This is a genomic window from Sphingobacteriales bacterium (assembly GCA_016711285.1).
Lineage (GTDB): Bacteria > Bacteroidota > Bacteroidia > Chitinophagales > UBA2359 > JADJTG01.
This window is the reverse complement of record JADJTG010000013.1, coordinates 480,189-503,525: the sequence shown is the minus strand read 5'-3', so window position 1 is coordinate 503,525 and position 23,337 is coordinate 480,189. Positions and strand designations below refer to the sequence as shown.

Annotated in this window: 22 protein-coding genes and 2 pseudogenes; 8 read left to right on the top strand and 16 right to left on the bottom strand. The window is 41.9% G+C overall.

What is annotated here, in order from left to right:
- Positions 1-171 precede the first annotated feature (171 nt).
- The 4 genes from IPL35_11590 to IPL35_11575 all read left to right on the top strand — a co-directional run bounded on the left by IPL35_11590 (position 172) and on the right by IPL35_11575 (position 1,555).
- Complete coding sequence (locus tag IPL35_11590) at positions 172-339, top strand: hypothetical protein (GenBank protein ID MBK8444004.1); 168 nt, start codon at positions 172-174, stop codon at positions 337-339.
- Between the two features lie 32 nt (positions 340-371).
- Positions 372-554 carry a hypothetical protein gene (locus IPL35_11585; GenBank protein MBK8444003.1) on the top strand — a complete coding sequence of 61 codons (183 nt, stop codon included), beginning with the start codon at positions 372-374 and terminating at the stop codon, positions 552-554.
- A 12-nt stretch (positions 555-566) separates the two neighbouring features.
- On the top strand, positions 567-920 hold the full coding sequence (locus tag IPL35_11580) for a hypothetical protein (GenBank protein MBK8444002.1): 354 nt from the start codon (positions 567-569) through the stop codon (positions 918-920).
- A 140-nt stretch (positions 921-1,060) separates the two neighbouring features.
- Positions 1,061-1,555: a methylated-DNA--[protein]-cysteine S-methyltransferase gene (locus tag IPL35_11575; protein MBK8444001.1), complete on the top strand. Its 495-nt coding sequence runs from the start codon at positions 1,061-1,063 to the stop codon at positions 1,553-1,555.
- Positions 1,556-1,578: 23 nt separating this feature from the next.
- Here the strand turns inward: IPL35_11575 and IPL35_11570 are convergent, their stop codons facing one another.
- The 13 genes and pseudogenes from IPL35_11570 to IPL35_11510 form a co-directional block, all read right to left on the bottom strand.
- On the bottom strand, positions 1,579-2,292 hold the full coding sequence (locus tag IPL35_11570) for an ABC transporter ATP-binding protein (GenBank protein ID MBK8444000.1): 714 nt from the start codon (positions 2,290-2,292) through the stop codon (positions 1,579-1,581).
- A gap of 79 nt (positions 2,293-2,371) precedes the next feature.
- Positions 2,372-2,662, bottom strand: coding sequence for an Asp-tRNA(Asn)/Glu-tRNA(Gln) amidotransferase subunit GatC (gene gatC / locus IPL35_11565; protein ID MBK8443999.1), 291 nt, complete (start codon positions 2,660-2,662; stop codon positions 2,372-2,374).
- A 110-nt stretch (positions 2,663-2,772) separates the two neighbouring features.
- Positions 2,773-3,630, bottom strand: a complete 858-nt coding sequence (rplQ, locus tag IPL35_11560) for a 50S ribosomal protein L17 (protein MBK8443998.1) — start codon at positions 3,628-3,630, stop codon at positions 2,773-2,775.
- Between the two features lie 84 nt (positions 3,631-3,714).
- Positions 3,715-4,722 carry a DNA-directed RNA polymerase subunit alpha gene (locus tag IPL35_11555; protein ID MBK8443997.1) on the bottom strand — a complete coding sequence of 336 codons (1,008 nt, stop codon included), beginning with the start codon at positions 4,720-4,722 and terminating at the stop codon, positions 3,715-3,717.
- A 160-nt stretch (positions 4,723-4,882) separates the two neighbouring features.
- On the bottom strand, positions 4,883-5,488 hold the full coding sequence (gene rpsD, locus IPL35_11550) for a 30S ribosomal protein S4 (protein MBK8443996.1): 606 nt from the start codon (positions 5,486-5,488) through the stop codon (positions 4,883-4,885).
- An 86-nt stretch (positions 5,489-5,574) separates the two neighbouring features.
- Positions 5,575-5,976 carry a 30S ribosomal protein S11 gene (gene rpsK, locus IPL35_11545; protein MBK8443995.1) on the bottom strand — a complete coding sequence of 134 codons (402 nt, stop codon included), beginning with the start codon at positions 5,974-5,976 and terminating at the stop codon, positions 5,575-5,577.
- 174 nt (positions 5,977-6,150) lie between these two features.
- Positions 6,151-6,528 (bottom strand): 30S ribosomal protein S13, encoded by a 378-nt coding sequence (gene rpsM / locus IPL35_11540; protein ID MBK8443994.1) that lies wholly within the window; start codon positions 6,526-6,528, stop codon positions 6,151-6,153.
- Positions 6,529-6,592: 64 nt separating this feature from the next.
- Positions 6,593-6,709, bottom strand: coding sequence for a 50S ribosomal protein L36 (gene rpmJ / locus IPL35_11535; GenBank protein MBK8443993.1), 117 nt, complete (start codon positions 6,707-6,709; stop codon positions 6,593-6,595).
- Between the two features lie 133 nt (positions 6,710-6,842).
- Positions 6,843-7,061 carry a translation initiation factor IF-1 gene (infA, locus tag IPL35_11530; protein ID MBK8443992.1) on the bottom strand — a complete coding sequence of 73 codons (219 nt, stop codon included), beginning with the start codon at positions 7,059-7,061 and terminating at the stop codon, positions 6,843-6,845.
- Positions 7,062-7,096: 35 nt separating this feature from the next.
- Positions 7,097-7,895: pseudogene (map, locus tag IPL35_11525) on the bottom strand (type I methionyl aminopeptidase).
- Between the two features lie 125 nt (positions 7,896-8,020).
- Positions 8,021-11,412: pseudogene (infB, locus tag IPL35_11520) on the bottom strand (translation initiation factor IF-2).
- Between the two features lie 289 nt (positions 11,413-11,701).
- Positions 11,702-12,973 (bottom strand): transcription termination/antitermination protein NusA, encoded by a 1,272-nt coding sequence (nusA, locus tag IPL35_11515; GenBank protein MBK8443991.1) that lies wholly within the window; start codon positions 12,971-12,973, stop codon positions 11,702-11,704.
- Positions 12,974-13,068: 95 nt separating this feature from the next.
- Entirely contained in the window at positions 13,069-13,539 is a 471-nt protein-coding gene (locus IPL35_11510) for a ribosome maturation factor RimP (GenBank protein ID MBK8443990.1), read from the bottom strand.
- Between the two features lie 361 nt (positions 13,540-13,900).
- Between IPL35_11510 and IPL35_11505 the strand changes: the two genes are divergently transcribed.
- The 4 genes from IPL35_11505 to IPL35_11490 all read left to right on the top strand — a co-directional run bounded on the left by IPL35_11505 (position 13,901) and on the right by IPL35_11490 (position 19,813).
- Positions 13,901-14,368, top strand: a complete 468-nt coding sequence (locus tag IPL35_11505) for a hypothetical protein (protein ID MBK8443989.1) — start codon at positions 13,901-13,903, stop codon at positions 14,366-14,368.
- A gap of 105 nt (positions 14,369-14,473) precedes the next feature.
- Complete coding sequence (locus tag IPL35_11500; GenBank protein MBK8443988.1) at positions 14,474-17,419, top strand: M4 family metallopeptidase; 2,946 nt, start codon at positions 14,474-14,476, stop codon at positions 17,417-17,419.
- Entirely contained in the window at positions 17,356-17,577 is a 222-nt protein-coding gene (locus IPL35_11495) for a T9SS type A sorting domain-containing protein (protein MBK8443987.1), read from the top strand. Before IPL35_11500 ends, IPL35_11495 begins: the two co-directional genes overlap by 64 nt.
- A gap of 229 nt (positions 17,578-17,806) precedes the next feature.
- The gene (locus IPL35_11490; GenBank protein ID MBK8443986.1) at positions 17,807-19,813 is read left to right on the top strand and encodes a glycosyltransferase; all 2,007 of its coding nucleotides are present in this window, start codon (positions 17,807-17,809) and stop codon (positions 19,811-19,813) included.
- A 27-nt stretch (positions 19,814-19,840) separates the two neighbouring features.
- Here IPL35_11490 and IPL35_11485 read toward each other — a convergent pair whose 3' ends face one another.
- Genes IPL35_11485 through IPL35_11475 form a run of 3 tightly spaced genes read right to left on the bottom strand, consistent with a single transcriptional unit; the run spans position 19,841 to position 23,328 of the window.
- Complete coding sequence (locus tag IPL35_11485) at positions 19,841-20,818, bottom strand: pyridoxal-phosphate dependent enzyme (protein ID MBK8443985.1); 978 nt, start codon at positions 20,816-20,818, stop codon at positions 19,841-19,843.
- Between the two features lie 58 nt (positions 20,819-20,876).
- On the bottom strand, positions 20,877-22,226 hold the full coding sequence (locus tag IPL35_11480; protein ID MBK8443984.1) for a T9SS type A sorting domain-containing protein: 1,350 nt from the start codon (positions 22,224-22,226) through the stop codon (positions 20,877-20,879).
- A 19-nt stretch (positions 22,227-22,245) separates the two neighbouring features.
- A complete protein-coding gene (locus tag IPL35_11475) occupies positions 22,246-23,328 on the bottom strand; it encodes a cytochrome-c peroxidase (protein ID MBK8443983.1) in 1,083 nt (360 codons plus the stop codon).
- Positions 23,329-23,337 lie beyond the last annotated feature (9 nt).

Sequence of the window (23,337 nt, the reverse complement as noted above, 5' to 3'; positions counted from 1 at the left end):
TTCGGCTTGTATAGGGAATAGTTTTCGTCAAACAGTGGCGGGTATATTTTCTAACGTAATAGATAAAAAAGTAGTCAATGTATCAGATAGGGAAGCAGATATTTTTGCTTTTTCAAGGCAGACAGAGCAGAGAATGTATCACTATTGGTGCGGGTACACCAACCACGAAATATGGAGGTATCGGGTGGGCAAAAGCCTGTAAAATTAGATACTATTAGTAGTATTTTGCCTGCATTTGGCAGCAAGGAGGTCTTGATACAAAGAAAAAACCGAGCCGTTCGCCTCACCTTAGCACTTCGGGGTGGACTTGTGAATGTGTATCCCGACAAGGGGCATTAAGTGCTAAAAAACACAAAACCCAAGGACTCTGTTTGGTAATTGTCGAAGAAACAGCCTGTGTAGATAACCTGACAGCAGAGAACCTTTTCAACGGACAAGAACGAGCCATTTGGTATTTATTGACTAGTTTGCCGGTGGAAAATCAGACAGATGTAGAGCGTGTTGTAGATTTCTACGCATTTCGCTGGCGTATAGAACGCGTTTCTACTATCTGATGAAATCAGGCTTTGCAGGTAGAAAAACTACAGTTTGATACCCTTCATAGCACCATCAATGCTTTAAGTTTTTACTCGGTAGTGGCTTGGCAGATTTTGGCGATGACTTATTTTATCAGGCAAGCAGCAGAACACCCTGCCAACAGGCTGTTTGAAGAAGAGGAAATAGCAGTCTTACAATCGTTCAGTACACGAGAAATTACTACTGTTAAGGATATGGCTTTAGCACTCGGTAAGATAATGGGATTTGCTCCTTCCAAAAAGCAGCCTTTTCCCGGTGCCAAAGTCTTGGCTCAGGCTTTGGAGAGGCTTCACTTTATGAAATTAGGGTTTTTTGCCAGTAGACTTAAACCCCTACAAGATTAGATCCTGCCGAGGGTAGCATTTCTTTGGGTGCAGCAGAGTCTGTAAAGGGAGTGTAGAATAAACTGTGTCTTTTAGATTTTTATTTGATATTATATTTACAGCTATCTTCGGGTATAATTTTTTTATAAAAAAAAACGATGATGCTCGCTCTAACTTTTATAGAAACTCCCTTGGGACAAATCGCTGTTGCCGGCAACGACACACAAGGTATATATAGCATCGCATTTGTTGATGATAAAGATGCTGTTGTTGCAGATGATAAGCTTACTGCGACTTGTGTGGAAAACGCTGCCCGACAGTTGGCGGCTTATTTTGATGGCAAACTCACCTCCTTTGACCTGCCCTTATATTGGGGGCAAGGCACTGTTTTTCAACAAAAAGTGTGGAAACAATTAATAATGATACCTTTCGGAACAACCTGCTCCTACTTGCAACTCGCCCAACAATTAGGCGATGCCAAAGCAGTGCGGGCGGTAGGGCTTGCCAACGGAAAAAATCCTTTTGCCATTGTAGTGCCTTGTCATCGGGTTATCGGCAGCAATCGGCAATTGGTGGGCTATGCGGGCGGCTTGGAGCGCAAACACCAATTACTTCACTTTGAAAAAGCAATACCGCAGGGGCGTTTATTTATATAAAAAATAAAGAAAAAGTATGGCAACTAATCGGCGGCAGATGGGGGCGAAGATACAGTAGCGGCAGCAACGTTTTCATCACTGTCTATTTTTCCGTCCTTGATGCGTACCACACGATGGGCGTGGCGTGCTACATCTTCTTCGTGCGTTACCAAAATTACAGTATTGCCATTGCGATGAATTTCGGCAAAAAGAGCCAATATTTCTTCAGAGGTTTTACTGTCTAAGTTGCCTGTGGGTTCGTCGGCTAAAATGATAGAGGGATTATTGACCAAAGCCCGCGCAATAGCCACACGCTGGCGTTGCCCGCCCGAAAGTTCATTGGGTTTGTGGTCGGTACGATTGCCCAAATTTACGGCAGTCAATATGTCCGTACTGCGTTTTTTTCGCTCCGATTTACCAACACCGTTATACACTAAGGGCAGTTCTACGTTTTCCAAAGCAGTGAGGCGAGGCAACAAATTAAAGGTTTGAAACACAAAACCGATTTCCTTATTTCGCACGTCGGCAAGTTCGTTGTCGCTCATCTCCGACACATTCTGACCATTCAGAATATAAGCACCCGAAGTGGGCGAGTCCAAACAGCCAATCATATTCATTAATGTGGACTTTCCTGAGCCGGAAGGACCCATCAGAGCTACATATTCGTTTTTTTGAACCGTCAAATTGATACCGTCTAACGCCCTGATAACGGTATCGCCCATCGTATAATATTTGGTAATACTGCTCAGTTCAATAATATTCATCGCTGTTGTTGATCGCTATTGATAATAAAAAATTGTTGATGAGTGTTTCAACAAGAGGAGTGCTGAATATGTTTTATTTTTGAATAACTTTTGGCACCCAAACAAAAGATTCGTTGTGTTGGGGCGCATTTTTAAGCACCTCACCAACCGGAGTAGATGTTTCGGGCTGGTCGTTGTGCCAGACACTTTGCTGAGTTAAATGCACCAAAGGCTCTATATGGTGCGTATCAATGCGATTAATTTGTTCTATAAAAGTCAGGATTTGCTGTAAATCTTTGGCGATAGCATTTTTCTGTGCTTCGGTTTCAAAGTTGAGTTTTGCCAAATCGGCAAGTTTGTCGATTGATTGTATATTAATATCCATAACAATAAAAAGGGCAATATCCTAAAAACTCCAACAGCCGATGAAAACAAATTTCACCGGCTGTTGGGATTCTTTATTCTTTTAATCAATTTTTTATTACAAATAAAAAACTATTCGGTCACTTCTTTTCCGCCGTCCAGCTCATCTTGATAAGCTTTCAGTTCAGCCCAAGCACCATCGTGTGCCATTTGTGCCTGCTTGCTCCAAGTAGCAGGATTGTGCGTGCTAAAACGAGAACCGGCTTCGTCCAAAATTTGTTCGATGCGCTCAACAGGGGCTGCTGCCAACTCCGCCCAAGTGCTAATACCGGCAGCGTGCAACAAACCTTCAATAGCTGGACCGATACCTTCTACTACTTTGAGGTCGTTATATTGCACTTTTTTACCCATCAATTCATTCGCCATTGACAAGTCGGGGCTTGCTGTGATGTTTTCTTCTACGGTTGCTACAACTTCCGAAACAGTTTCTACCACTGTTTCTACTTTGTTTTGCACCATTTCTGCTACAGCTGTTACAGCGGCGGCTACCGGAGCAGCAACGTTTTTGCGTTTACTACGGCGTGTCTTTTTCGCTGCGCTGCCATCACCTGCTTTATCTTTCAACAACAACTCATTATAGTCCACCAATTCTATCAAACAGATTTCTGCTGCGTCGCCCGCACGTCTGCCCAAACGTACAATGCGAGTGTAGCCGCCTGGACGGTTTGCAATTTTGAGTGCAACCTCATCAAAGAGTTCTGTGATAACAAATTTGCTGCGCAAACGACCAAAAACAGTACGGCGATTATGAGTCGTATTATTTTTAGCTTTGGTAAGCAATGGTTCTACATATTTGCGCAATTCTTTTGCTTTGGCAAGCGTTGTTTTAATGCGCTTATGCTCAATCAAAGAACAAGCTAAATTTGACAAAAGAGCCTTGCGGTGGGCATATTTTCTACCTAAATGGTTTACTTTATTTCCGTGTCTCATAACTTAAAATTACAATCTGTATGATGAGAATTGAATGTTTATAATTTTTGTATAGATAAAATCGAAATTGATGCAGGTATTGTATTATTCTTCGTCCAATTTGTATTTGGATAAATCCATTCCGAAAGAAAGTCCTTTTTCAAGCACTAATTGTTCTATTTCTACCAAAGATTTTCTACCAAAATTGCGGAATTTCATCAATGTATTGGTATCATATTGAACGAGTTCGCCGAGTGTATTGATTTTTGCTGCTTTGAGGCAGTTGTATGCACGCACCGACAATTCCATATCTTCGAGGCTGGTTTTGAGCAATTTGCGCATGTGCAATACATGTTCATCAACCACATCATCTTCTGTATCTACTTTGGTATCAAAAGTTATTTTTTCATCAGAGATGAGCATCAAATGCTGAATTAATATTTTAGCAGCTTCTTTGATGGCATCTTCCGGATGAATAGTACCGTCTGTTGTTATTTCTATTAAAAGCTTTTCGTAGTCGGTTTTTTGCTCCACACGAAAGTTTTCAATAGTATATTTTACATTTTTAATCGGAGTAAAAATAGAATCTACGGCTATCGTACCGATGGTTTTATCTACATGCTGTTGTTCTTCGGCGGGTACATAACCACGACCCTTCTGAATAGTCATTTCCAACTCAAGTACGGTGCTATCGTCCATATTACAAATTACCAATTCGGGATTAGTAATCACATATCCGCTGGTAAATTTTTCAATATCGCCGGCTTTAAATTGCTCCTGACTATTGATCGTGATATAAATTTTATCACTCAGATTGCCACTGCCGCCCTCTTCTGTAATGATGCGTTTGAAACGAATTTGTTTCAGATTCAGGATAATTTCGGGCACATCTTCAATCACCCCTTTGATGGTTGAAAACTCATGATCAACCGATTTGATTTTTACGGAGGTGATGGCATAGCCTTCCAAAGAAGACAACAACACGCGACGGATAGCATTGCCTACCGTAACACCAAAACCCGGCTCCAAAGGTTTAAATTCAAATAATCCCTGAAAGTCGGTAGCCTTCTGAAGCGAAATTTTATCAGGTTTTTGGAAGTTTAATAATGCCATATATATAGTTGTTGTGGTATAAATTTGTTGTTTTTAAATAAAAAACAGTTTAACACACGAAAAAATGATACTCCATACATAAATAGGTCGGATAGAGGTGGCGGCAGTTTGTTGCTGGGCTACCCTCACCACTATCCGAACATATATATAGGCATAGTGCCTATTTAGAGTACAACTCTACGATCAACTGTTCGTTGATGTTTTCTGGAATTGCCTCACGTTCAGGAACTGCCAAATAAGTGCCGCTCATCGTTTCTTTATTAAACTCCACCCACAAAGATAGTTTCCCTTTTTGGGCTATAGAGTTTTTTATGTTTTCCATATCTTTCGAACGCTCGCGCACCGAAATTTGAGTGCCCGGGGTTATAATACGGGACGGGATATTACAGATTTCGCCATTTACTTTGATGTGGCGGTGCGATACCAACTGACGAGCAGCCGGACGGGAGTTTGCTAATCCCATACGATACACCACATTATCCAAACGAGACTCCAACATTTGCAACAAGTTGGTACCGGTTACTCCTTCGCGGCGGCTCGCTTCTTCAAAGAATTTTCTAAACTGACGCTCCAATAAGCCATAAGTATATTTGGCTTTTTGTTTCTCTTTTAATTGAAGTGCGTATTCCGACTGCGATTTTCTTTTTTTGTTGATACCGTGTTGTCCGGGAGGGTATTTTCTTTTCTCAAACGACTTATCATAGCCATAAATAGCTTCGCCGAATTTTCTTGCAATTTTGGTTTTTGAACCTCTATATCGTGCCATCTGGTGAATATTTTTTTCTTAATTGTATGTTCTTCGGATTAAAAAAACAAGTGTTGGGATTGTCCGTTGTACAAAAAACACTCCGATTATACTCTTCTGCGTTTGGGTGGACGACAACCGTTGTGCGGGATAGGCGTGGTATCTTTGATTAATGTAACTTCTATACCCGAATTGGATACAGTACGGATAGCCGATTCTCTGCCCGATCCAGGTCCCTGTACATACACTTCGCATTTGCGCATACCCGCATCATAAGCTACTCTGGCTGCGTCGCCGGTCGCCATTTGTGCAGCATAAGGTGTATTCTTTTTAGAACCTCTGAAACCCGCTTTTCCTGCCGAACCCCAAGAGATTACTTGTCCGTCTAAGTTGGTGAAGGATACAATGATATTGTTAAAACTGGACGTTACAAACACTTTGCCCTCTGCGCCCACCTTCACGACACGTTTTTTTACTACTTTTTTAGCAGCATTTGATGATTTAGCCATTGTTGTATGTTATCCGATTCTTTTTTTGAAGAATATTATCTGATATTAAAATAAAAAGTACCGTTTTTTTTATTGGAAAACGGCAAACCCCCGTTTTATCAAGCCGCCTTGCTGCCGACAGTATCATTATAAATGTACGACGAAACAGCACAAAAAGGATTGACAAAAGCGATATTATTTTTTAGGTGCTTTCTTTTTACCTGCCACTGTTTTACGTTTACCTTTGCGGGTACGTGAGTTGGTTTGCGTATTTTGACCACGCACGGGCAACCCTTTACGATGGCGCAAGCCGCGATAGCAGGCAATGTCCATCAAACGCTTTACGCTCATTTGAACTTCGGAGCGCAACTGACCCTCTACTTTCATCTCTCCGATGATAGTACGAATACGATTGAGCTGTTCGTCTGTCCAGTCTTTTACTTTAATGTCGGCATCTACTTCCGCTTCCTGCAATATACGTGCGGCGGTAGTTCTTCCGATGCCATAAATGTAAGTTAACCCTATAAAGCCTTTTTTTTCTTTCGGTAAATCGATACCTGCTATACGAGCCATAAAATATTATTTAAAAATAATTCTGCTGAATGAGTATTTAATAAAAAATAAAAAACAACAAGAATTATCCTTGTCTTTGTTTGTATTTAGGATTTTTCTTGTTGATAACGTACAGCTTTCCTTTTCTTCTTACGATTTTGCAATCAGCTGTTCTTTTTTTAATTGCCGGTCTTACTTTCATAACCTTGCTGGTGTTATATTTTTTTCTAAAAATTTTTAATAAAAAAAACAAAAAAGTATATATTGTGTAATGTTTTTTCTATACACTACTCAATAAAATAGCGGTACAACTAATTTATGTACCCTTTTTTTCGTTATTTATAACGATAGGTGATTCTGCCTTTTGTCAGGTCGTAGGGCGACATTTCTATCGCCACTTTATCGCCCGGGAGAATACGAATGTAATGTAAACGCATTTTTCCGGCAATGTGAGAGATAATCTCATGACCATTTTCAAGACGCACGCGAAACTGCGCGTTTCCGAGTGCCTCTACCACGATGCCGTCCTGCTTGATTACGTCTTGTTTTCCCATTTAGCAAAATTAGAGCGCAAAGATACAAATTTATTTTAAATAAAAAATAAATTTTTATTGCTTTTTATAGAATTTTCTATTATATCAAATCTTGACAGTATATCGGCGTTTCCGTTGGCGATGGCGATGCTGTGTTCGAAGTGTGCCGACACTTTTCCGTCTTTGGTGCGAATTGTCCAGCCGTCTTTATCCTGATACACATCGGCAGTGCCTAAATTAATCATCGGTTCAATGGCAATGACGAGACCTTTTTTGAGCCGCAAGCCTTTGCCAGCTTTGCCGTAGTTGGGTACTTCGGGGCTTTCGTGCAAATTGCGCCCTAAACCGTGTCCCACTAATTTGCGCACTACTCCATAGCCATGTTAGCTTTTCGGTGTGCTGCTGTACGGCAGCCGAAATATCGCCGATTTGTTTGCCCGCTACGGCTTGTTCTATGCCTTTATAGAGCGATTCTTTCGTGATTTGAAGCAATTGTTGATGCTCGGGACGAATGTCGCCTACTGCAAAAGTATATGCCGAATCGCCGTAGTAGCCGTTCCATTTTACGCCGCAATCCACCGACACAATGTCGCCCGCCTGAAGGGGCTGCCGACTCGGAAAACCATGTACAACTGCATCATTTACAGAGATACATAAACTGTAAGGAAACCCGTGATAACCTTTAAAACCGGGCTCGGCTCCATGGTCTCTGATGAATGTTTCGGCAAGTGTATCTAAGTCCAGCGTAGGAATACCTTCCTGAATATGTTTGGCAACTTCTGCCAATGTTTTTGATACCAGCTGACTGCTGTTGCGCATCAGCTCTATTTCTTCTTCTGTTTTGTAGTAAATCATGAAAATTATCTATGCCTCACAATACATCAGCAAAACACGCTGCAAAATACCATCGTCATTATGGTTAAAAATTGCTCATTTACATCAAAAATGAAGTTTTGCGTAAATGTATTTTAATATGATTTTTAAAGTTTGCGTTTGATTTGTATTTCTTCGTAGCCCTCAATAAAATCACCCGTTTTGATGTCGTTGAAATTTTTGAGTGCAATACCACATTCCATACCGGCAATTACTTCTTTGGCATCATCTTTAAAGCGTTTGAGGGTTTCTATTTCGCCGGTATAAACTACAATACCTTCGCGTACCAAGCGCACTTTTGTATTGCGTTGTACTTTTCCTTCCTGTACAAAACAACCTGCTACCGTACCCACATTGCTTACTTTAAATACTTCGCGCACTTCTACATTGCATACAAATTTTTCTTCAATATCCGGCTCTAACATGCCTTCCATCGCTTTTTTGATTTCTTCTATGGCATCGTAGATGATAGAGTACAGGCGCAGGTCTATGTTTTCGTTTTCTGCCATTTTACGCGCATTGGACGAAGGGCGTACTTGGAAACCTACAATGATGGCATCGGAAGCAGAAGCGAGCAATACATCTGACTCGGAAATCTGACCCACTGATTTGTGTATGATATTGAGTTGAATTTCGGGGGTAGATAATTTGAGCAAAGAGTCGGATAGGGCTTCCACTGAACCGTCGAAGTCTCCTTTAACAATGATGTTGAGTTCTTTGAAGTTGCCCAAAGCGCGGCGGCGACCAATTTCGTCGAGGGTGATGTGTTTTTTGGTACGCAGCCCTTGTTCACGAATTAGTTGCTCGCGTTTGGAAGCCAAGGCTTTGGCTTCCTGCTCATCTTCAAATACGCGCAAACGCTCTCCGGCTTGGGGTGCACCGTTCAAGCCTAAAATCAGTACAGGAGCTGAGGGTCCTGCTTCTTTTAATTTATTACCGCGCTCGTTGAACATGGCTTTGATACGCCCCCAATTTGTTCCGGCGAGTACAATATCGCCTACGTGGAGTGTACCGGTTTGTACCAGCACTGTGGTTACATAGCCGCGCCCTTTATCCAAAGAAGCCTCAATCACTGAACCCACCGCCGTGCGATTTGGATTGGCTTTGAGTTCGAGAAGCTCGGCTTCGAGGAGGACTTTTTCTAATAAAGCATCAATATTTAATCCTTTTTTGGCTGATATTTCCTGACTTTGATATTTTCCGCCCCAATCTTCTACCAATAAATTCATAGCGGCGAGTTGCTCTTTTATTTTGGTAGAGTTTGCTCCGTCTTTATCTATTTTATTTATGGCAAAAATCATGGGTACGCCAGCAGCTTGTGCGTGGCTGATGGCTTCGCGCGTTTGTGGCATAATGGCATCATCGGCAGCGATAACGATAATGGCAATGTCGGTAACTTTAGCACCGCGTGCCCGCATCGCCGTAAATGCTTCGTGACCGGGAGTATCCAAGAAAGTGATACTTTTGCCGGAGGATGTTGTTACTTCATAAGCTCCGATATGCTGGGTGATGCCTCCCATTTCGCCTGCTACTACATTACTGTTGCGGATATAGTCGAGCAAAGAGGTTTTACCATGATCAACGTGACCCATAATTGTAACGATAGGTGGTCTTCCTTCTAAATCTTCGGGGGCATCTATCTGTTCCTCTTCGTCATTTTCTTGTTCGGTTGCACCTATAAATTCTACATCATATCCGAATTCCAAACAGATGTATTCTATCATTTCGGCATCTAAACGCTGGTTAATGGATACGAAAGAGCCTTGTTTCATGCACATAGAAATAATTTGTGCCGGTGCTACCTCCATCAGCGAAGCTAATTCGCTTACGGTGATAAACTCGGTTACTTGCAACAAATTATCGGGCATTTCTGCATCGGATTCGGCGGCGGCTCTTAAGTCGCGTTTGTCGCGGCGTATTTTGGAGCGCAGGTTCTTTTTAGTGCCTCCGCCCATTTTTGCCATCGTGGAGCGGATATTATCTTGTACTTCTTTGCCGGAAACTCCGGTCGCTGTACTTTTTCGGTCTTTTCCTCCTTTCTTTTTGTGTTTTTGTGCAGGTGGTGGTGTGTTTCCCTTTTGTTGGGAAGGGTATTTTGATTAGAAGGAGATGATTGGCGTTGGTGTCCTGATTGCGAAGCAGGTTGATGTGTACCGCCGCCGCCAGACGGACGTGAACGGTCGGGCGCATTGCCGCTGCGATTGTTATTGTTATTGTTGTCGCGAGAGCCGCCGCTTTGATTGCTTCGGTTGTTATTGTTGTTGTTAGTATTATTATTGGGAGTATTGCTATTGGGAGTGTTAGGTTTGTTTTCTACATCTACCGCTTTTTTTACTCGTTTGCGTTTGCGTTTGCGCGATTTATCGTTATCTTGTTCAAATTTTGAGTTCTTATCGGGCAATTCTATTTTTCCGATAACTTTAGGACCGGTCAATGTAACTTTTTGGGTTTCAATAAATTGTATTTCATCCTCTTTTTTAATTTTAGGCAATATGGGGGGAGGTGTAGAAACGGGGGGAGTTTCTGTTGCCGGTTTTACTGTTTCTTTGACAGGTGTGTTGGTGTGTGTGTGTTTAGCAGGTGGTGTATGCTGCTGCGGACGCGGTTCGTGCTGTTGTTGTTTTGGTGTTTCTTTTTTGGGTTCGTGTTTGGGTTCGTTTTTACGGTTTTCTTTTCTGTTGTCTTGTTGTGGTGGTTGCTGTTTTGGTGCATTGCCTTTTGGAGTGCGATCAAATTGGCTCAAATCTATTTTTCCGACAACTTTGAAAGAGGAATCAGACGCGTCAGTTTTAGTTTCGGGTGTTTCTTCCTGTGCTGCGACTGTTTTTTCCGGTTGTTGTATCTCTATTTCGGGTTGTGGCTCAACGACAGTTTTTTGTTCCGACACTTCTGCAACAGGCTGTGGTGGTGTGCCTGTTGTTTCTACTGAAGCGTGAGTTGTATGTGTTTCTGCTTCCGGTATAACAGTTTCCGAAACTATGGGCGTGGGTATATTTTCAGGTTGCTGTTTTTCAGGTTGCTGCTCTGCAATTTCTTCTTTTGGCAGCGAAATTTCTGTTTCTTTTTGCTCTACAATTGCAGGTATTTCGGGTTCATTATCCTTTGAATCTACTACCGCTGCTGGGGCAGGTTGTTGTTCTGTTGGCAACAATTCTTCAAGTGTTTCTTTCGCCGATAAAATATCTTCCGATAATTCCTTTGATTTTTCAGCGTTTTTACGAAGTGCTTCTTCGGCGATGACAGCGTGTACATGCCCGTGTTCATCTAATTCAAGACGCTCGCGTTTTTTAGTGCCGATACTCAGTTTATCGGCGCGTTCTTTCAAATCGGCAGAAGTTTTGAATTCTTTTTGGAGCAATTCATATACTTCGGGCGTGATTTTGGTAGTAGGCGATGGATTTTCAACCAAGCCTTTTTTGCGAAGAAATTCCGCAATAGTATCGGTGCCTACCCCTAATTGGGAGGCTGCTTTTGCTAATCGTACCGTGTTTTCTAACATGAACCGGTTTTCAATAAAAAATACGAAAAAAATCTGCCCTTGATGGGTATAATACAGCCCGAAGGTTTACTTTTTTTCTTGTTGTAAGTGAAAAATTATCTAATTGCTATATAAAAAGATCGCACTTTTTACAAAAAATGATAAAATATGGCTAAAAAGCGCATTATATTTAGTTTTTTTGATATTTAATTAAAATAAAGGTCAAAATTAAGCAAAAATATCACAGAACTTATTGGGCAAGGTTTTAAAATTTATTCTTTGTTCAAAAAATCCTGTTTTTTTATGGCAATTAAGCCTCCGGATGATTGGGTGCTGTATCTTCGTTGTCAAACTCTGCTTTCAAAATGCGCAGTACATCTTCAACGGTTTCTTCTTCAAGGTCGGCGCGGCGTGCTAAATCTGCCGAACTTTGCTCCAATACGCTGCGGGCAGTGTCCAAGCCTATTTTTTTCAAAGCATCAATGACCCATTGTTCTATTTCGTCAGAAAATTCATCTAATTCAATATCATATTCATCTTCTTCATCAACATCTCTGAACACATCAATATCGTAGCCGGTGAGTTTGATGGCTAATTTTATGTTGGCTCCGCCTTTTCCGATAGCCAAAGATACTTGTTCGGGGTCGAGATATACGCCTATTTTCTTTTTATCTTCATTTACAAACATTGAATTGATTTTGGCAGGAGCCAAACAACGCTGCACAAAAAGATTGAGATTATTGGTGTAGTTGATAACATCTATATTTTCGTTGCGCAGTTCGCGTACAATGCCGTGAATACGTGTGCCTTTCATACCTACGCAAGCACCTACGGGGTCTATGCGTTCATCATAAGATTCTACGGCTACTTTGGCGCGTTCGCCCGGAAGCCGTGCAATGCGTTTTATCTGAATGATGCCGTCAAATATTTCGGGTACTTCTTGTTCCAAGAGCTTTGACAAAAAAGCATTGTCGGTGCGCGACAAACGAATAATGGGTGCATTGTTGCGCAAATCTACCTTTTGAACTACGGCTTTTACGGCATCTCCTTTTTTATAAAAATCGCTTTTTATCATTTGGTCTTTGGGCAAAATGAGTTCGTTTTTGTCGTCGTCTAAAAGCAACAGTTCTTTTTTCCATACCTGATATACTTCGGCTGTTACCAACTCGCCGATGCGCTCGCTGTATTTTTTGTAGAGTTCGTCTTTTTCTACTTCGTTGATGCGCGAAATGAGCGTTTGGCGGGCAGTGAGGATAGAGCGGCGACCGAAATCCAAAATGTTGATGGATTCGTAGGCTTCTTCGCCTACTTCGTAGTCGGCTTCTATTTTGCGGGCTTCGCTCAAAGCAATTTCGGTGTTCGTGTCTTCTACTGCTCCGTTGGCTACAATGGTGCGCCGCCGCCAAATTTCAAGGTCGCCTTTGTCAGTATTGACAATGATGTCAAAATTTTCATCGCTGCCGTATTTGCGGCGCAAAATAGTGCGGAACACATCTTCAATTACCCGTATCATGGTCGGGCGATTGATATTTTTATTATCTTTAAAGTCGCTGAACGATTCAATTAATATGGAGTTGCTCATAAGTCGTCTTTAAAAAATTATTTTTTATAGAATATATATAAATATATAGTAGTGATTAAAATCGGTCTGTTTATTTTATTGTCACTGTTTTTTTGTCAAAATACCAACTTGCGTTTAATACTCTTTATATCATTAAAACGAAATAAACGAACAGCAGGTTCATTAATAGGAGCAGGCTTTTTTTTCTTGGAGGGTGGCGACAATACTTCTACTTCAAAACTGTCTTCTTCGCTGCCAATAAGCAAACCCTCAATTTTTATACCATCGTTCAACAGTACTTCTACCGCTTGTCCGATGTGTTTTTGAAACTGACGTGCCAAACGAAGTGGCATATCTGCGCCTGCCGATGACACTTCCAAAACGTAATTTTCAGGCACTAAACGCTCTGTTTCGAGGATTTGCTCCAAAAAACGGCTGATGTCGGCACAATCATCAATGCTCACAAAGGTATCACTATCCAAAAATACCTGAATTTTTCTGCCGCTGCTTTTCACTTCTACCAAAAATTTGTCCGTATTCGCCAAACGCTGTGCAAGGGCATCGGTGATACGCTGCTCTGTTTTCATAAATACACTGTGTAATAATTATATTGAGACTATTAAAAAAGAAGAAGGGGACAGAATTTGTCCCCTTCTTGTTGGAAATACGCCGCAAATTTACATTATTTTTTTGATGAAATAAAAAAACTTATCTTCTGTGGTTTAAAAAACAGACAAATTTCTTATATCAATAAAAATTGAACTTAAAAATAAAGCCTGATGTTTTGTATTTTTGTAAAAAATATAACGATCATAAAAAAAATAACCTTGTATGTGTATTATACAATGGTGTTAATTTTATCTCATTCAAACCTCCCGATACCCGTTTTTTTTTCATCTTGCCGACAAAACATATATACATTATTTCAACGTTTTATCATCACGCACCATGCAACTCCAAAAAATTATTGTGTTTTCCTTAGCCGTTTTGTTATTGTCTAATGCCTGCAACAAAAAATATACTCCCGCCACCTATACCAAAGGCAAGCAACTGCAATGGGGAAAAGGCGGCGGTTTTGCGGGCAATGGAGCAACTTATTTTCTGTTGGAAAACGGACAGTTTTTTTATCAGGAAAAATTGCAGGCTGATACGCTTTTTGTCGGTAAATTGCCTAAACAGACACGAAAGTATTTTTTTAAACAACTGAATAAAATCAATATTGATTCTTTGCAATTCAACCACCCGGGCAATGTATATGGATTTATCGGCTACAAAGCACAACCCGAAGATACACTTACTCAAAGTATGTGGGGCGATGATAAATATATTATGCCGGTGAGCTTAAAGCCTTTTTTGGATACTCTTATAAAAGCAAGTCGCCCGCTGATGACAGCCACGCAACAACCCAAGCAATAATTTTATTGTTTGAACGTTTTATTGATACTTTTTAGCAAAAAACGGTAGTTTTTATAAAAACACACACACATTTATGTACAACAGTAAAAAAAAACAACCTGAATAATGATAAAATATACTTTAACACTTGCATTGTGTCTGTATGGTTGTATAGCAAACATACAAGCTCAAAGCTCATTTGTATCAAAATTAAAAAATACAACCCCTGCCGCCCAACAGCAGCGCAATGAACCGGCGGAACTGCTGCCACACACACAATTATCGGCATATCTGGCACAGCGGGCAACTCCGGCAACTGCCACCCCCGCAGCAACATTGGCGAGCGGCATCACCTTGACAGCTCCTTCTGTAGATGCTCCTGCTTTGTTGCTGCAAAGCGGTATCGCCGATCCCTCCACTCAACGCCCTATTCTGCTGGAGGGCAAAAGTGCTTTGGCAAAAAGCAATTCATTGAACAAAAGCACGGCAGAAACGGCAGCACGGCAATTTTTACAAAAAACGGCAACAGTTTTGCAAATCAACGATGCCGACCAAGAGTGGCAGTTGCGCGGTAATGATGCCGCCGACGAATTGGGTATGTTTCATTTTAAGGCACAGCAACAATTTGCAGGATTGGAAATTTTTGGGGCAGAGGTAGCCGTTCACATTTCACCTGACGGAGAAGTGGTATTAAATGGACGCAGCCTGCCTACACCCGCCACTGTAACAAGCACCATACCTTCGCTTACGAAAGAAAGTGCCTTGGCTTTTGCTTTGTCGGAGTTGGAGAAAAAAACAACCGTAGCCGACTACAATAAAGAAAATACCGATTTTCCACCATATTTACAAGAAGTTCATCAAGCCCAACTCCTCATTTATCCGCTTGACGAGCAAGGAAATGATATGCGTTTGGCGTGGCACTTGACCGTATTTCCGAATTTTATAGAGCGTTGGGAATATTTTATTGATGCCCACACAGGCGAGGTACTCAATACTTATAATCATACTTGCGCTTTGGGACCCGATACAGGCACTGCCCCCGACCTCAACGGCGTATCGCGCAGCATAAAAATTTTTAAAAGCGGCAGCACTTATTATCTCTACGACACTTCCAAATCTATGTACACCGGCGGCACTACTTCTTTGCCGCAAGAAGGACAAGGCTCTATTGTTACACTGGATTTTAATAATTCTACAACCAATAACCCGAATTACGGCGATTGTACCTCTACCACCGCCAATGGTTGGACACCCACCGAAGTATCGGCGCACTATAATGCGAGTGTGGCTTATGACTATTATTTGAGTAAGCACACTTGGAAATCGGTGGACGGCAATGGCGGCGATTTGGTATCTTTTATTAATGTGGCAGATGATGATGGAGGTGGTTTGGATAATGCTTTCTGGAACGGCTCTTATATGTTTTACGGCAATGGAGCTACTGCTTTTAAGCCTTTGGCTAAAGGATTAGATGTGGCAGGGCACGAAATGACGCACGGTGTAATCCAAAGTACAGCAAATCTGATATATCAAAATCAGTCCGGGGCGATTAATGAGCACTTGGCAGATGTTTTCGGGGCGATGATAGACAGCGATGACTGGAAAATGGGCGAAGATGTTGTAAAAACTTCTGTGTTTCCTTCGGGTTGTCTGCGCGATTTACAAAATCCGCACAACGGAGGCACAGGTTTGGGCAGCAATGGCTGGCAGCCCGATAAAATGAGTGAAATATATAGCGGCAGCCAAGATAACGGAGGTGTACACGTCAACAGTGGTATTCCAAACAAAGCATTTTACAATTTTGCCAGCGTTGTAAGCAAAACCACCGCCGAAAAAGTGTATTTCAGAGCTATGAAACAATATCTTACCAAATCGTCGAAGTTTGTTGATTTGCGCATTGCCATCATAAAAGCCGCCACAGATTTGTATGGAGCTACTTCCAACGAAGTACAAAAAGCCAAACAAGCCTTCGATGCAGTCGGTATCAGCGATGGTACGCCCACCAACACCGACCCTATACTCGAAGAAAATCCGGGTGACGAATTTATTTTGCTCATCAATACTACTCCTACCGACAACAATACTTTGTATCTGAGCAGCACCGTAGGCAGCAATTTTGTTCCGCTTACTACCATTGTTCCCAACCGCAAACCCTCTGTAACCGATGATGGCGCATATATTGTATTTGTAGGAAGTAACAACAATATTTATACTACTGACCTCACCGAAGATCCGGCACAAACTTTTGCCCTCACGAGCGATGCTTATTGGGATAATGTAGCCATATCAAAAGATGGCAGCAAATTGGCGTGTATTCCAAAGCAAGCAGTACCTGAAATCTGGGTGTATGATTTCGGGCAGGAAAGCTGGAAAAAATACGACTTATACAACCCAACCACAGGTAGCGGCGTTAATCTGAACTCTGTACAATACGCCGATGCTTTGGAATGGGATTATAGCGGCGAATATGTGTATTTTGACAGCTATAATGAGATTGGTGGCACTAACAGTAAAAATTATTGGGATTTGGGTGTATTGCGTGTATGGAATAAAAGCACCAATAATTTCGGAGATGGTAACATATTGCCTATTTTCAGTAACTTGCCCGAAGGTGTGAGCATCGGCAACCCTGCGCTCGCAAAAACATCGCCGAATATATTGGGATTTGATTATTTTTCTGAAAGCTCAACGGCTGTAATGGCAGTGAATACCGAAACCGGCGATATAGGCACTATTTTCCAAAATCAGGTTTTGGGTTATCCTTCCTATTCTATTGATGATCAAAAAATGGTATTTACGTCATTGGACAACAACGGAAAAGAAGTAGTAGCACAAATTGCCATACAATCCAATAAAATCAACTCTACCGGCGATGCAAGCGTGTTGGTTGGTGAAGCCAAATGGCCTACTGGTTTGCCACCGGCGACCGCGACTACAACACAGGCATCGCAGACAAGGACTTTGCAAACCTTGCCGCCCTGTTGTATCCCAATCCGAGCCGCGATGAGTTGCGCTTTGTTTCAACACCTGCAACGGCTGCCGCACTCGTTGGCACAAGTATCATTGATTTGAAAGGAGTGGAAATAGCGCGATATGCGCCCCAAACTCTGAATAACCTGCATATCAACATTGCACACTTGGCAAGCGGCACTTACTTTGTCCGCCTTGAACCACAGCAGCAAAGCAATGAAAAAAATGCCGTGCAATATTTTAAATTCGTAAAAAATTAACCTCATCACAGTGCCTTATCCGTTATAGTTTGATTTTTTAAAAGAAAGGTTACGATATTGACTAAACACAGGGTAAGTTGTAGCTGACTGCAAAAAACGAGATGCATTTTCTTTCAACGAGAAAATACGTCTCGTTTTTTTATCATTAATAATCTTGAACGCTAAAAATTACACAACGCACTAAAAATCGCTACCTTTGCCCTTCGGTACATATCACAAATTGCCGCAGATGAAACTATCCGTTATCATTGTAAATTATAATGTAAAATATTTTCTAGAACAAAGCCTCTTGTCGGTGCAGCAAGCGGCAGCGGCGATGGAGCGCACCCAACACTGGCAAACAGAGATAATTGTTGTGGACAACCATTCGGCAGATGGAAGTGTGGCGTGGATAAGCAAGCGTTTTCCACATATTGTACTCATCGCCAACAACAAAAATGTAGGGTTTTCGGCAGCCAATAATCAAGGAATTGCCATAGCACAAGGCGATTATATTTTATTGCTCAATCCTGATACGCTGGTGGAAGAAGATACTTTTATCAAATGCGTACAAACAATGGAAAACCGCCCCGACATCGGAGCTTTGGGTGTGAAAATGTTAGACGGAAAAGGCAATTTTTTGCCTGAAAGCAAACGCGGCTTGCCCACACCCTGGGTGGCTTTTTGCAAACTTACCGGCTTATCTACCTTATTTCCGCGCTCACCGCTTTTCAACCGCTATTATCTGGGGCACCTGAACGAACACGAAAACCACGAAATAGAAATATTATCGGGGGCTTTTATGCTGCTGCGCAAAACAGCCATTGATAAAGTAGGCGTATTGGACGATACCTTTTTTATGTACGGCGAAGATATAGACCTTTCCTATCGCATTTTGAAAGGAGGTTATAAAAATTATTATTTAGCCGACACACGCATTATTCACTACAAAGGCGAAAGTACCAAAAAAGGAAGCCTGAATTATGTGCGCATTTTTTATCAGGCGATGATTATTTTTGCCCAAAAGCACTTATCCAAGCAGCAGGCGCGGCTGTATATTGTGTTCATAAAATTGGGTATTTATTTGCGTGCGCTGCTGAGTTTGTTGATTGGTTTTGTGTCGCGCACTTGGGAAATGTGGATAGATGGCGGCATTTTGTTGGGCGGACTGTATTTGATTAAAGAGTTTTGGGAAAAAAATGTAAAATTCATTGATAATGTAAAGTATGCACCCGAATATATGTATTTCAATGTGCCGCTATACATTGCACTTTGGATAGCGAGTATATATTTTAGCGGCGGCTACGACACCCGCCACCAACGTTCATACAAAATAGTACGAGGTATTTTTGTGGGTACTTTGCTCATTTCGGCGGTCTATGGTTTTTTGGATATGCGCTATCGTTTTTCGAGGGCGATGATATTGTTGGGGGCGGCTTGGGCTTTGCTGCTGCTGCCTTTGTGGAGGGCGGTGCTACATTTTGTGCGCCACAAAAATTTTAATTTCGACGAAAGCGCGCCGCCGCGTCTCGCCATCGCAGGCAGCATATCCGAAGGCAAAAGGGTATTGGCATTGCTCAACGAAAGTGCTGTCAATATCAATTTTTTGGGTTGGATTATCAGTGAAAAAAATGACGAAGATTTCAATGCTTTGCAAGATGAAGAAAAGATATTGGGCGAAATAGAGCAGTTGAAAGAATGTGCGGAAATTTATCAAATAGACGACATCATCTTTTGTGCCCGCGATATATCATCACAAAAAATTATTGAAAATATGTTGCTGCTGGGCAATCGCTACAACTACAAAATTGTTCCACGCGACAGCAGCAGCATTATCGGCAGCAATTCAAAAAATTCTGCCGGCGATTTGTATGCCATTGATATTCAAATGCTAATAAACCAAGCTCGGCGCAGCAAACGCCTCTTTGATATATCCGTATCGGTGGTGATGCTTTTGCTGTCGCCTTTATTAATTTGGATAGTGCCGCAACGGTGGGCTTGGCTGCGAAATTGTCGCCAAACGCTCATCGGCAGCAAAACGTGGGTGGGATATGCCACAGGGCTAAACATTACTGCTTTGCCCAAACTGAAACCGAGCGTACTCAGCCCTTTAGATGCGCTGCCTCAACAACATCAGCAACAACTCAACGGCAATACCATTGCGCGACTCAATTTTTTATATGCCAAAGATTATTCGCCGGAAAAAGATTGGGAAATTCTGTTGAAAGGTTTTTGCAAATGGGGCAATACTCAATAATTATTGTCCCATTTGCGCTGTATTTTTTTACATAAATCCTTTTTCTTTCATCCAGTCGTCATTATACACTTTGCCCACATAGCGACTGCCGTGGTCGTGAAAAATTACGACTACCAAATCATCGGGCTTAAAGGTATGGCTCAACTGCATCGTACCCTGCATAGCTGCTCCTGAAGAAGTTCCGCAGAACAAACCCTCTTCGCGAGCCAAGCGGCGACACATCAACAGCGATTCCTTGTCTTGTACGGTTTCCATTGCATCAATGTAGCGGCGGTCGTAGTTGTCGGGCAAAAAATCTTCGCCCATACCTTCTACGGCATATACTTTTGCCAAAGATACATCTATGTCGCCGGTATCAAACCAATGTTTCAGGATAGAGCCTTGCGGATCAACGCCGATAATTTTGATATTCGGATTTTTTTCTTTTAAATACTGCCCCGTACCCACCAATGTACCGCCCGTGCCCGTAGATACGAACAAATGCGTTATTTTTCCTTCGGTTTGTTCCCACAGCTCGGGACCAGTGCTTTTATAATGTGCTTCGCGGTTGGATAAATTGTTGTATTGGTCAGGATTCCAGCCGTTGCGCTCTTGGGCAATGCGGGCAGCAACAGAATAATAGGAGCGTGGGTCTTCGGCGGGAACATCGGTGGGGCATACAAATACCTCCGCCCCCATTGCCCGCAAAATATCTATTTTCTCTTTGCTCATTTTATCCGCCATCGTAAATACGCATTTGTAGCCTCTTTGCAAAGCTACCAACGCCAAGCCCATTCCTGTATTGCCACTGGTACATTCTACAATAGTGCCACCTGGCTGCAACAAACCTTTGCGCTCGGCATCTTCTATCAAATTGAGGGCGATACGGTCTTTGATACTGTTGCCCGGATTAAAATATTCAACTTTGGCATATACCGGACAAGCAATGCCCGCCGTGATGCGGTTGAGTTGAATAAGCGGCGTGTTGCCGATGGCTTCAATGATATTTTTGTAAACTCTTTTCATCAAAAAATGCTTAAAACGGCAAATTTACATACATTTTTATAAATATTTTTGTATGTATTTATTTTGCAACACTAATGGGGCAACGACCGATTGCTTTTCCTTGAGCATCATAAAAAACAGCCTGATACCAACCTGTTTCTAATTGGCTCAGTGTAATGCTGCCTTGTGTTTGTTGTATTTTTTGTTGAAAAACAGTTTGTCCTAAAAGATTATAAATACAAAGAGTTTGTATTTCGGAAGGAAAAGTATAAAATAAAGTGGCGGTTTCGCGCGCAGGCTGCGGCACACACGAAATATGGATATTTTGTTCAACGGTACTGATGCCTACCGGTGCGGTGGCAGTAGCAGTCCAGCGCACAAAAATAGCTTCGCCACTGATGGTATTGGTTATTTTTACGAGTGTTGTGCCTGTTCCGGCTTGGTTATAGGGATAAAAGTGCATATTGAGCCTATCCGTAGGCAAAGTTTCTATGCCCAAAGTGAAATTGTGCTCAGTAACGTTAATATTCCAGCAGCCTTCGGTATCGCACATGGATTGTACCCAACCTTCCGGCATTTGTGTTTCTACAATTTGCCAAAGCAAACTCAAAGGTTTGGTGGTTAAATTTACTAATTTTACTTCTTTCTGAATATCATAAATAGTGGCTGCGTTTTCCGCAAAATTTACTTTTGAACCTACTGCAAAAGTCCGTTCTTCTAAATCAATAGCATCATTTGCCTGAAAACTGCTCATCAATAAATCAATAGTTTCGCCGCCGCCATGTATGATATAATTAGCTGATGAAGAAAAATCAATGTTTTTCAGCAAAGCGGCATAATCTGCTTTTAATTTGAAAAGCAAAGTATTGTTTTCGTCTTTTCCGTAGGAATCAATTGTAAGGGGCGTGAGATATTCATCGCCTACGGTGTGGTATTGAAAAACAGTTTCGGGTATTTGGTCGCCATCGGTATCTATTTTTCCTTCTATTACCAAAAAGCGATACCCCGCCGTCCAGCCCCAATGCATGGAGGGTTCTTGGTTGGCTAAGGCGTGTGTGGAAGGATACGAAGAAGGGTCGCTGTGGTTGGCAACGGCATCAACGCCGACTTGCAGGCGCAAACGAGCTGCCTCTGTAGCAGTAGGTACTTCGCCAATATCATATACTTTGTCGTAATCAGCAGCATTAACGAGCAAGTAAGTATCAGGAAAAGCAACGGAAGAACCGTCTTTGGTGGTTATTTCAAAACCCGACAAATAAAATTGTGCGCGGGTGATGTTCATTTTTTGTCCGGCAGCATTGCTATATACACCATTATTCAAAGAAAGTACACTTTTACCCACCAAATGGTCAAATTGTACTTGTACGGTTTTATTTTGTGCCCACCCATATAGAGGCAGCAACAAAATCCATATATAAAATATTTTCATAATTATATTGACATAAAAATTAGTTGGGGTCACTAAAATTCGGATTATTCAAAAAACTTTCGTCAGTGAGTGTTTGCAAAAATGCGAGTAAATCGGCTTTTTGCTCTGCGGTGAGCAGGTCGCCGCCGCCATCTGCCAAAGGAACAGACTCATCTATATTCGGCGAGTTCATTTTAATCCCACTGTTATAATGTTCAACCGTTTCTTCGAGGGTAGCAAAACGCCCGTCGTGCATATAGGGTGCAGTTTGTGCGATGTTGCGCAGGGTCGTTACTTTAAATTTTCCGTTGTCGGTAGCACTTCCATTTGTTATACTTCCCATACCCAAGTCGGTGGGGGCTTCGTCTAATCCGTTGTTTCTAAAGAAATTATCGGTGAGCAAGGCATCACTGTGGCAATGGTTACATTCTCCACTATGCAAAAAAACCTCCAAGCCGCGTTTTTCCTGTTCATTGAATACCGTAGTGTCTCCTTCAAAATAGTAGTGGTCAAAGCGGGAATTAAAGGATATTAAAGTGCGTTCAAATTGAGCGATGGCTTTGGTAACGTGGGTGCTGTCAATCTGAAAAGTGCCGAAGGCTTCAAAAAACAATTTGGGGTATTTGCTGTCGTTTTGAAGTCGTTGCAGCACACCTACCCAGTTTTTATTTTTCATTTCTATCGGATTCACAACGGGGTCGTGGGCTTGCTCTTCGAGCGTATTGCGGCGACCGTCCCAAAACATTTTCTCCGACCACCCTAAATTGATGATAGCCATTGCGTTGCGCGTACCCAAAGAGCCGTCAATGCCTTTGCTAAAACGCTCCGGATCCGAGAAAGCATTTTCTTGCCGATGGCAGGTAGCACAAGACTGCGTGCCATCAGCTGAAAGATTTTTTTCGTAAAACAACATTCTGCCCAACGCCACCCCTTCTTCGGTAAGCGGGTTATCGGCAGGAATGGGTATTTCATCTAAATAAATACGAATCCACTGCGGATAATCTACTTGTAAGGCTGTAGGATCATAAATAGGCTGCTGGTCATCTTCTTTTTGACAAGCTGCCAGCAACAAACATAGCATTGCAATACTGAAGCGATTATTTCTACTTTTCCTCTTCATCATCTGTCTCGT

Bases quoted from the DNA above. Each gene is read 5' to 3' on its own strand.
- IPL35_11505 (MBK8443989.1), top strand. From the start codon at position 13,901: ATGCAACTCCAAAAAATTATTGTGTTTTCCTTAGCCGTTTTGTTATTG.
- rpsM (MBK8443994.1), bottom strand. From the start codon at position 6,528: ATGGCTCGTATAGCAGGTATCGATTTACCGAAAGAAAAAAAAGGCTTT.
- rplQ (MBK8443998.1), bottom strand. From the start codon at position 3,630: ATGAGACACGGAAATAAAGTAAACCATTTAGGTAGAAAATATGCCCAC.
- nusA (MBK8443991.1), bottom strand. From the start codon at position 12,973: ATGAGCAACTCCATATTAATTGAATCGTTCAGCGACTTTAAAGATAAT.
- IPL35_11500 (MBK8443988.1), top strand. From the start codon at position 14,474: ATGATAAAATATACTTTAACACTTGCATTGTGTCTGTATGGTTGTATA.
- IPL35_11555 (MBK8443997.1), bottom strand. From the start codon at position 4,722: ATGGCATTATTAAACTTCCAAAAACCTGATAAAATTTCGCTTCAGAAG.
- rpsD (MBK8443996.1), bottom strand. From the start codon at position 5,488: ATGGCACGATATAGAGGTTCAAAAACCAAAATTGCAAGAAAATTCGGC.
- rpmJ (MBK8443993.1), bottom strand. From the start codon at position 6,709: ATGAAAGTAAGACCGGCAATTAAAAAAAGAACAGCTGATTGCAAAATC.
- rpsK (MBK8443995.1), bottom strand. From the start codon at position 5,976: ATGGCTAAATCATCAAATGCTGCTAAAAAAGTAGTAAAAAAACGTGTC.
- IPL35_11485 (MBK8443985.1), bottom strand. From the start codon at position 20,818: ATGAAAAGAGTTTACAAAAATATCATTGAAGCCATCGGCAACACGCCG.
- infA (MBK8443992.1), bottom strand. From the start codon at position 7,061: ATGGGAAAACAAGACGTAATCAAGCAGGACGGCATCGTGGTAGAGGCA.
- IPL35_11475 (MBK8443983.1), bottom strand. From the start codon at position 23,328: ATGATGAAGAGGAAAAGTAGAAATAATCGCTTCAGTATTGCAATGCTA.
- IPL35_11575 (MBK8444001.1), top strand. From the start codon at position 1,061: ATGCTCGCTCTAACTTTTATAGAAACTCCCTTGGGACAAATCGCTGTT.
- IPL35_11490 (MBK8443986.1), top strand. From the start codon at position 17,807: ATGAAACTATCCGTTATCATTGTAAATTATAATGTAAAATATTTTCTA.
- IPL35_11480 (MBK8443984.1), bottom strand. From the start codon at position 22,226: ATGAAAATATTTTATATATGGATTTTGTTGCTGCCTCTATATGGGTGG.
- IPL35_11590 (MBK8444004.1), top strand. From the start codon at position 172: ATGGAGGTATCGGGTGGGCAAAAGCCTGTAAAATTAGATACTATTAGT.
- gatC (MBK8443999.1), bottom strand. From the start codon at position 2,662: ATGGATATTAATATACAATCAATCGACAAACTTGCCGATTTGGCAAAA.
- IPL35_11510 (MBK8443990.1), bottom strand. From the start codon at position 13,539: ATGAAAACAGAGCAGCGTATCACCGATGCCCTTGCACAGCGTTTGGCG.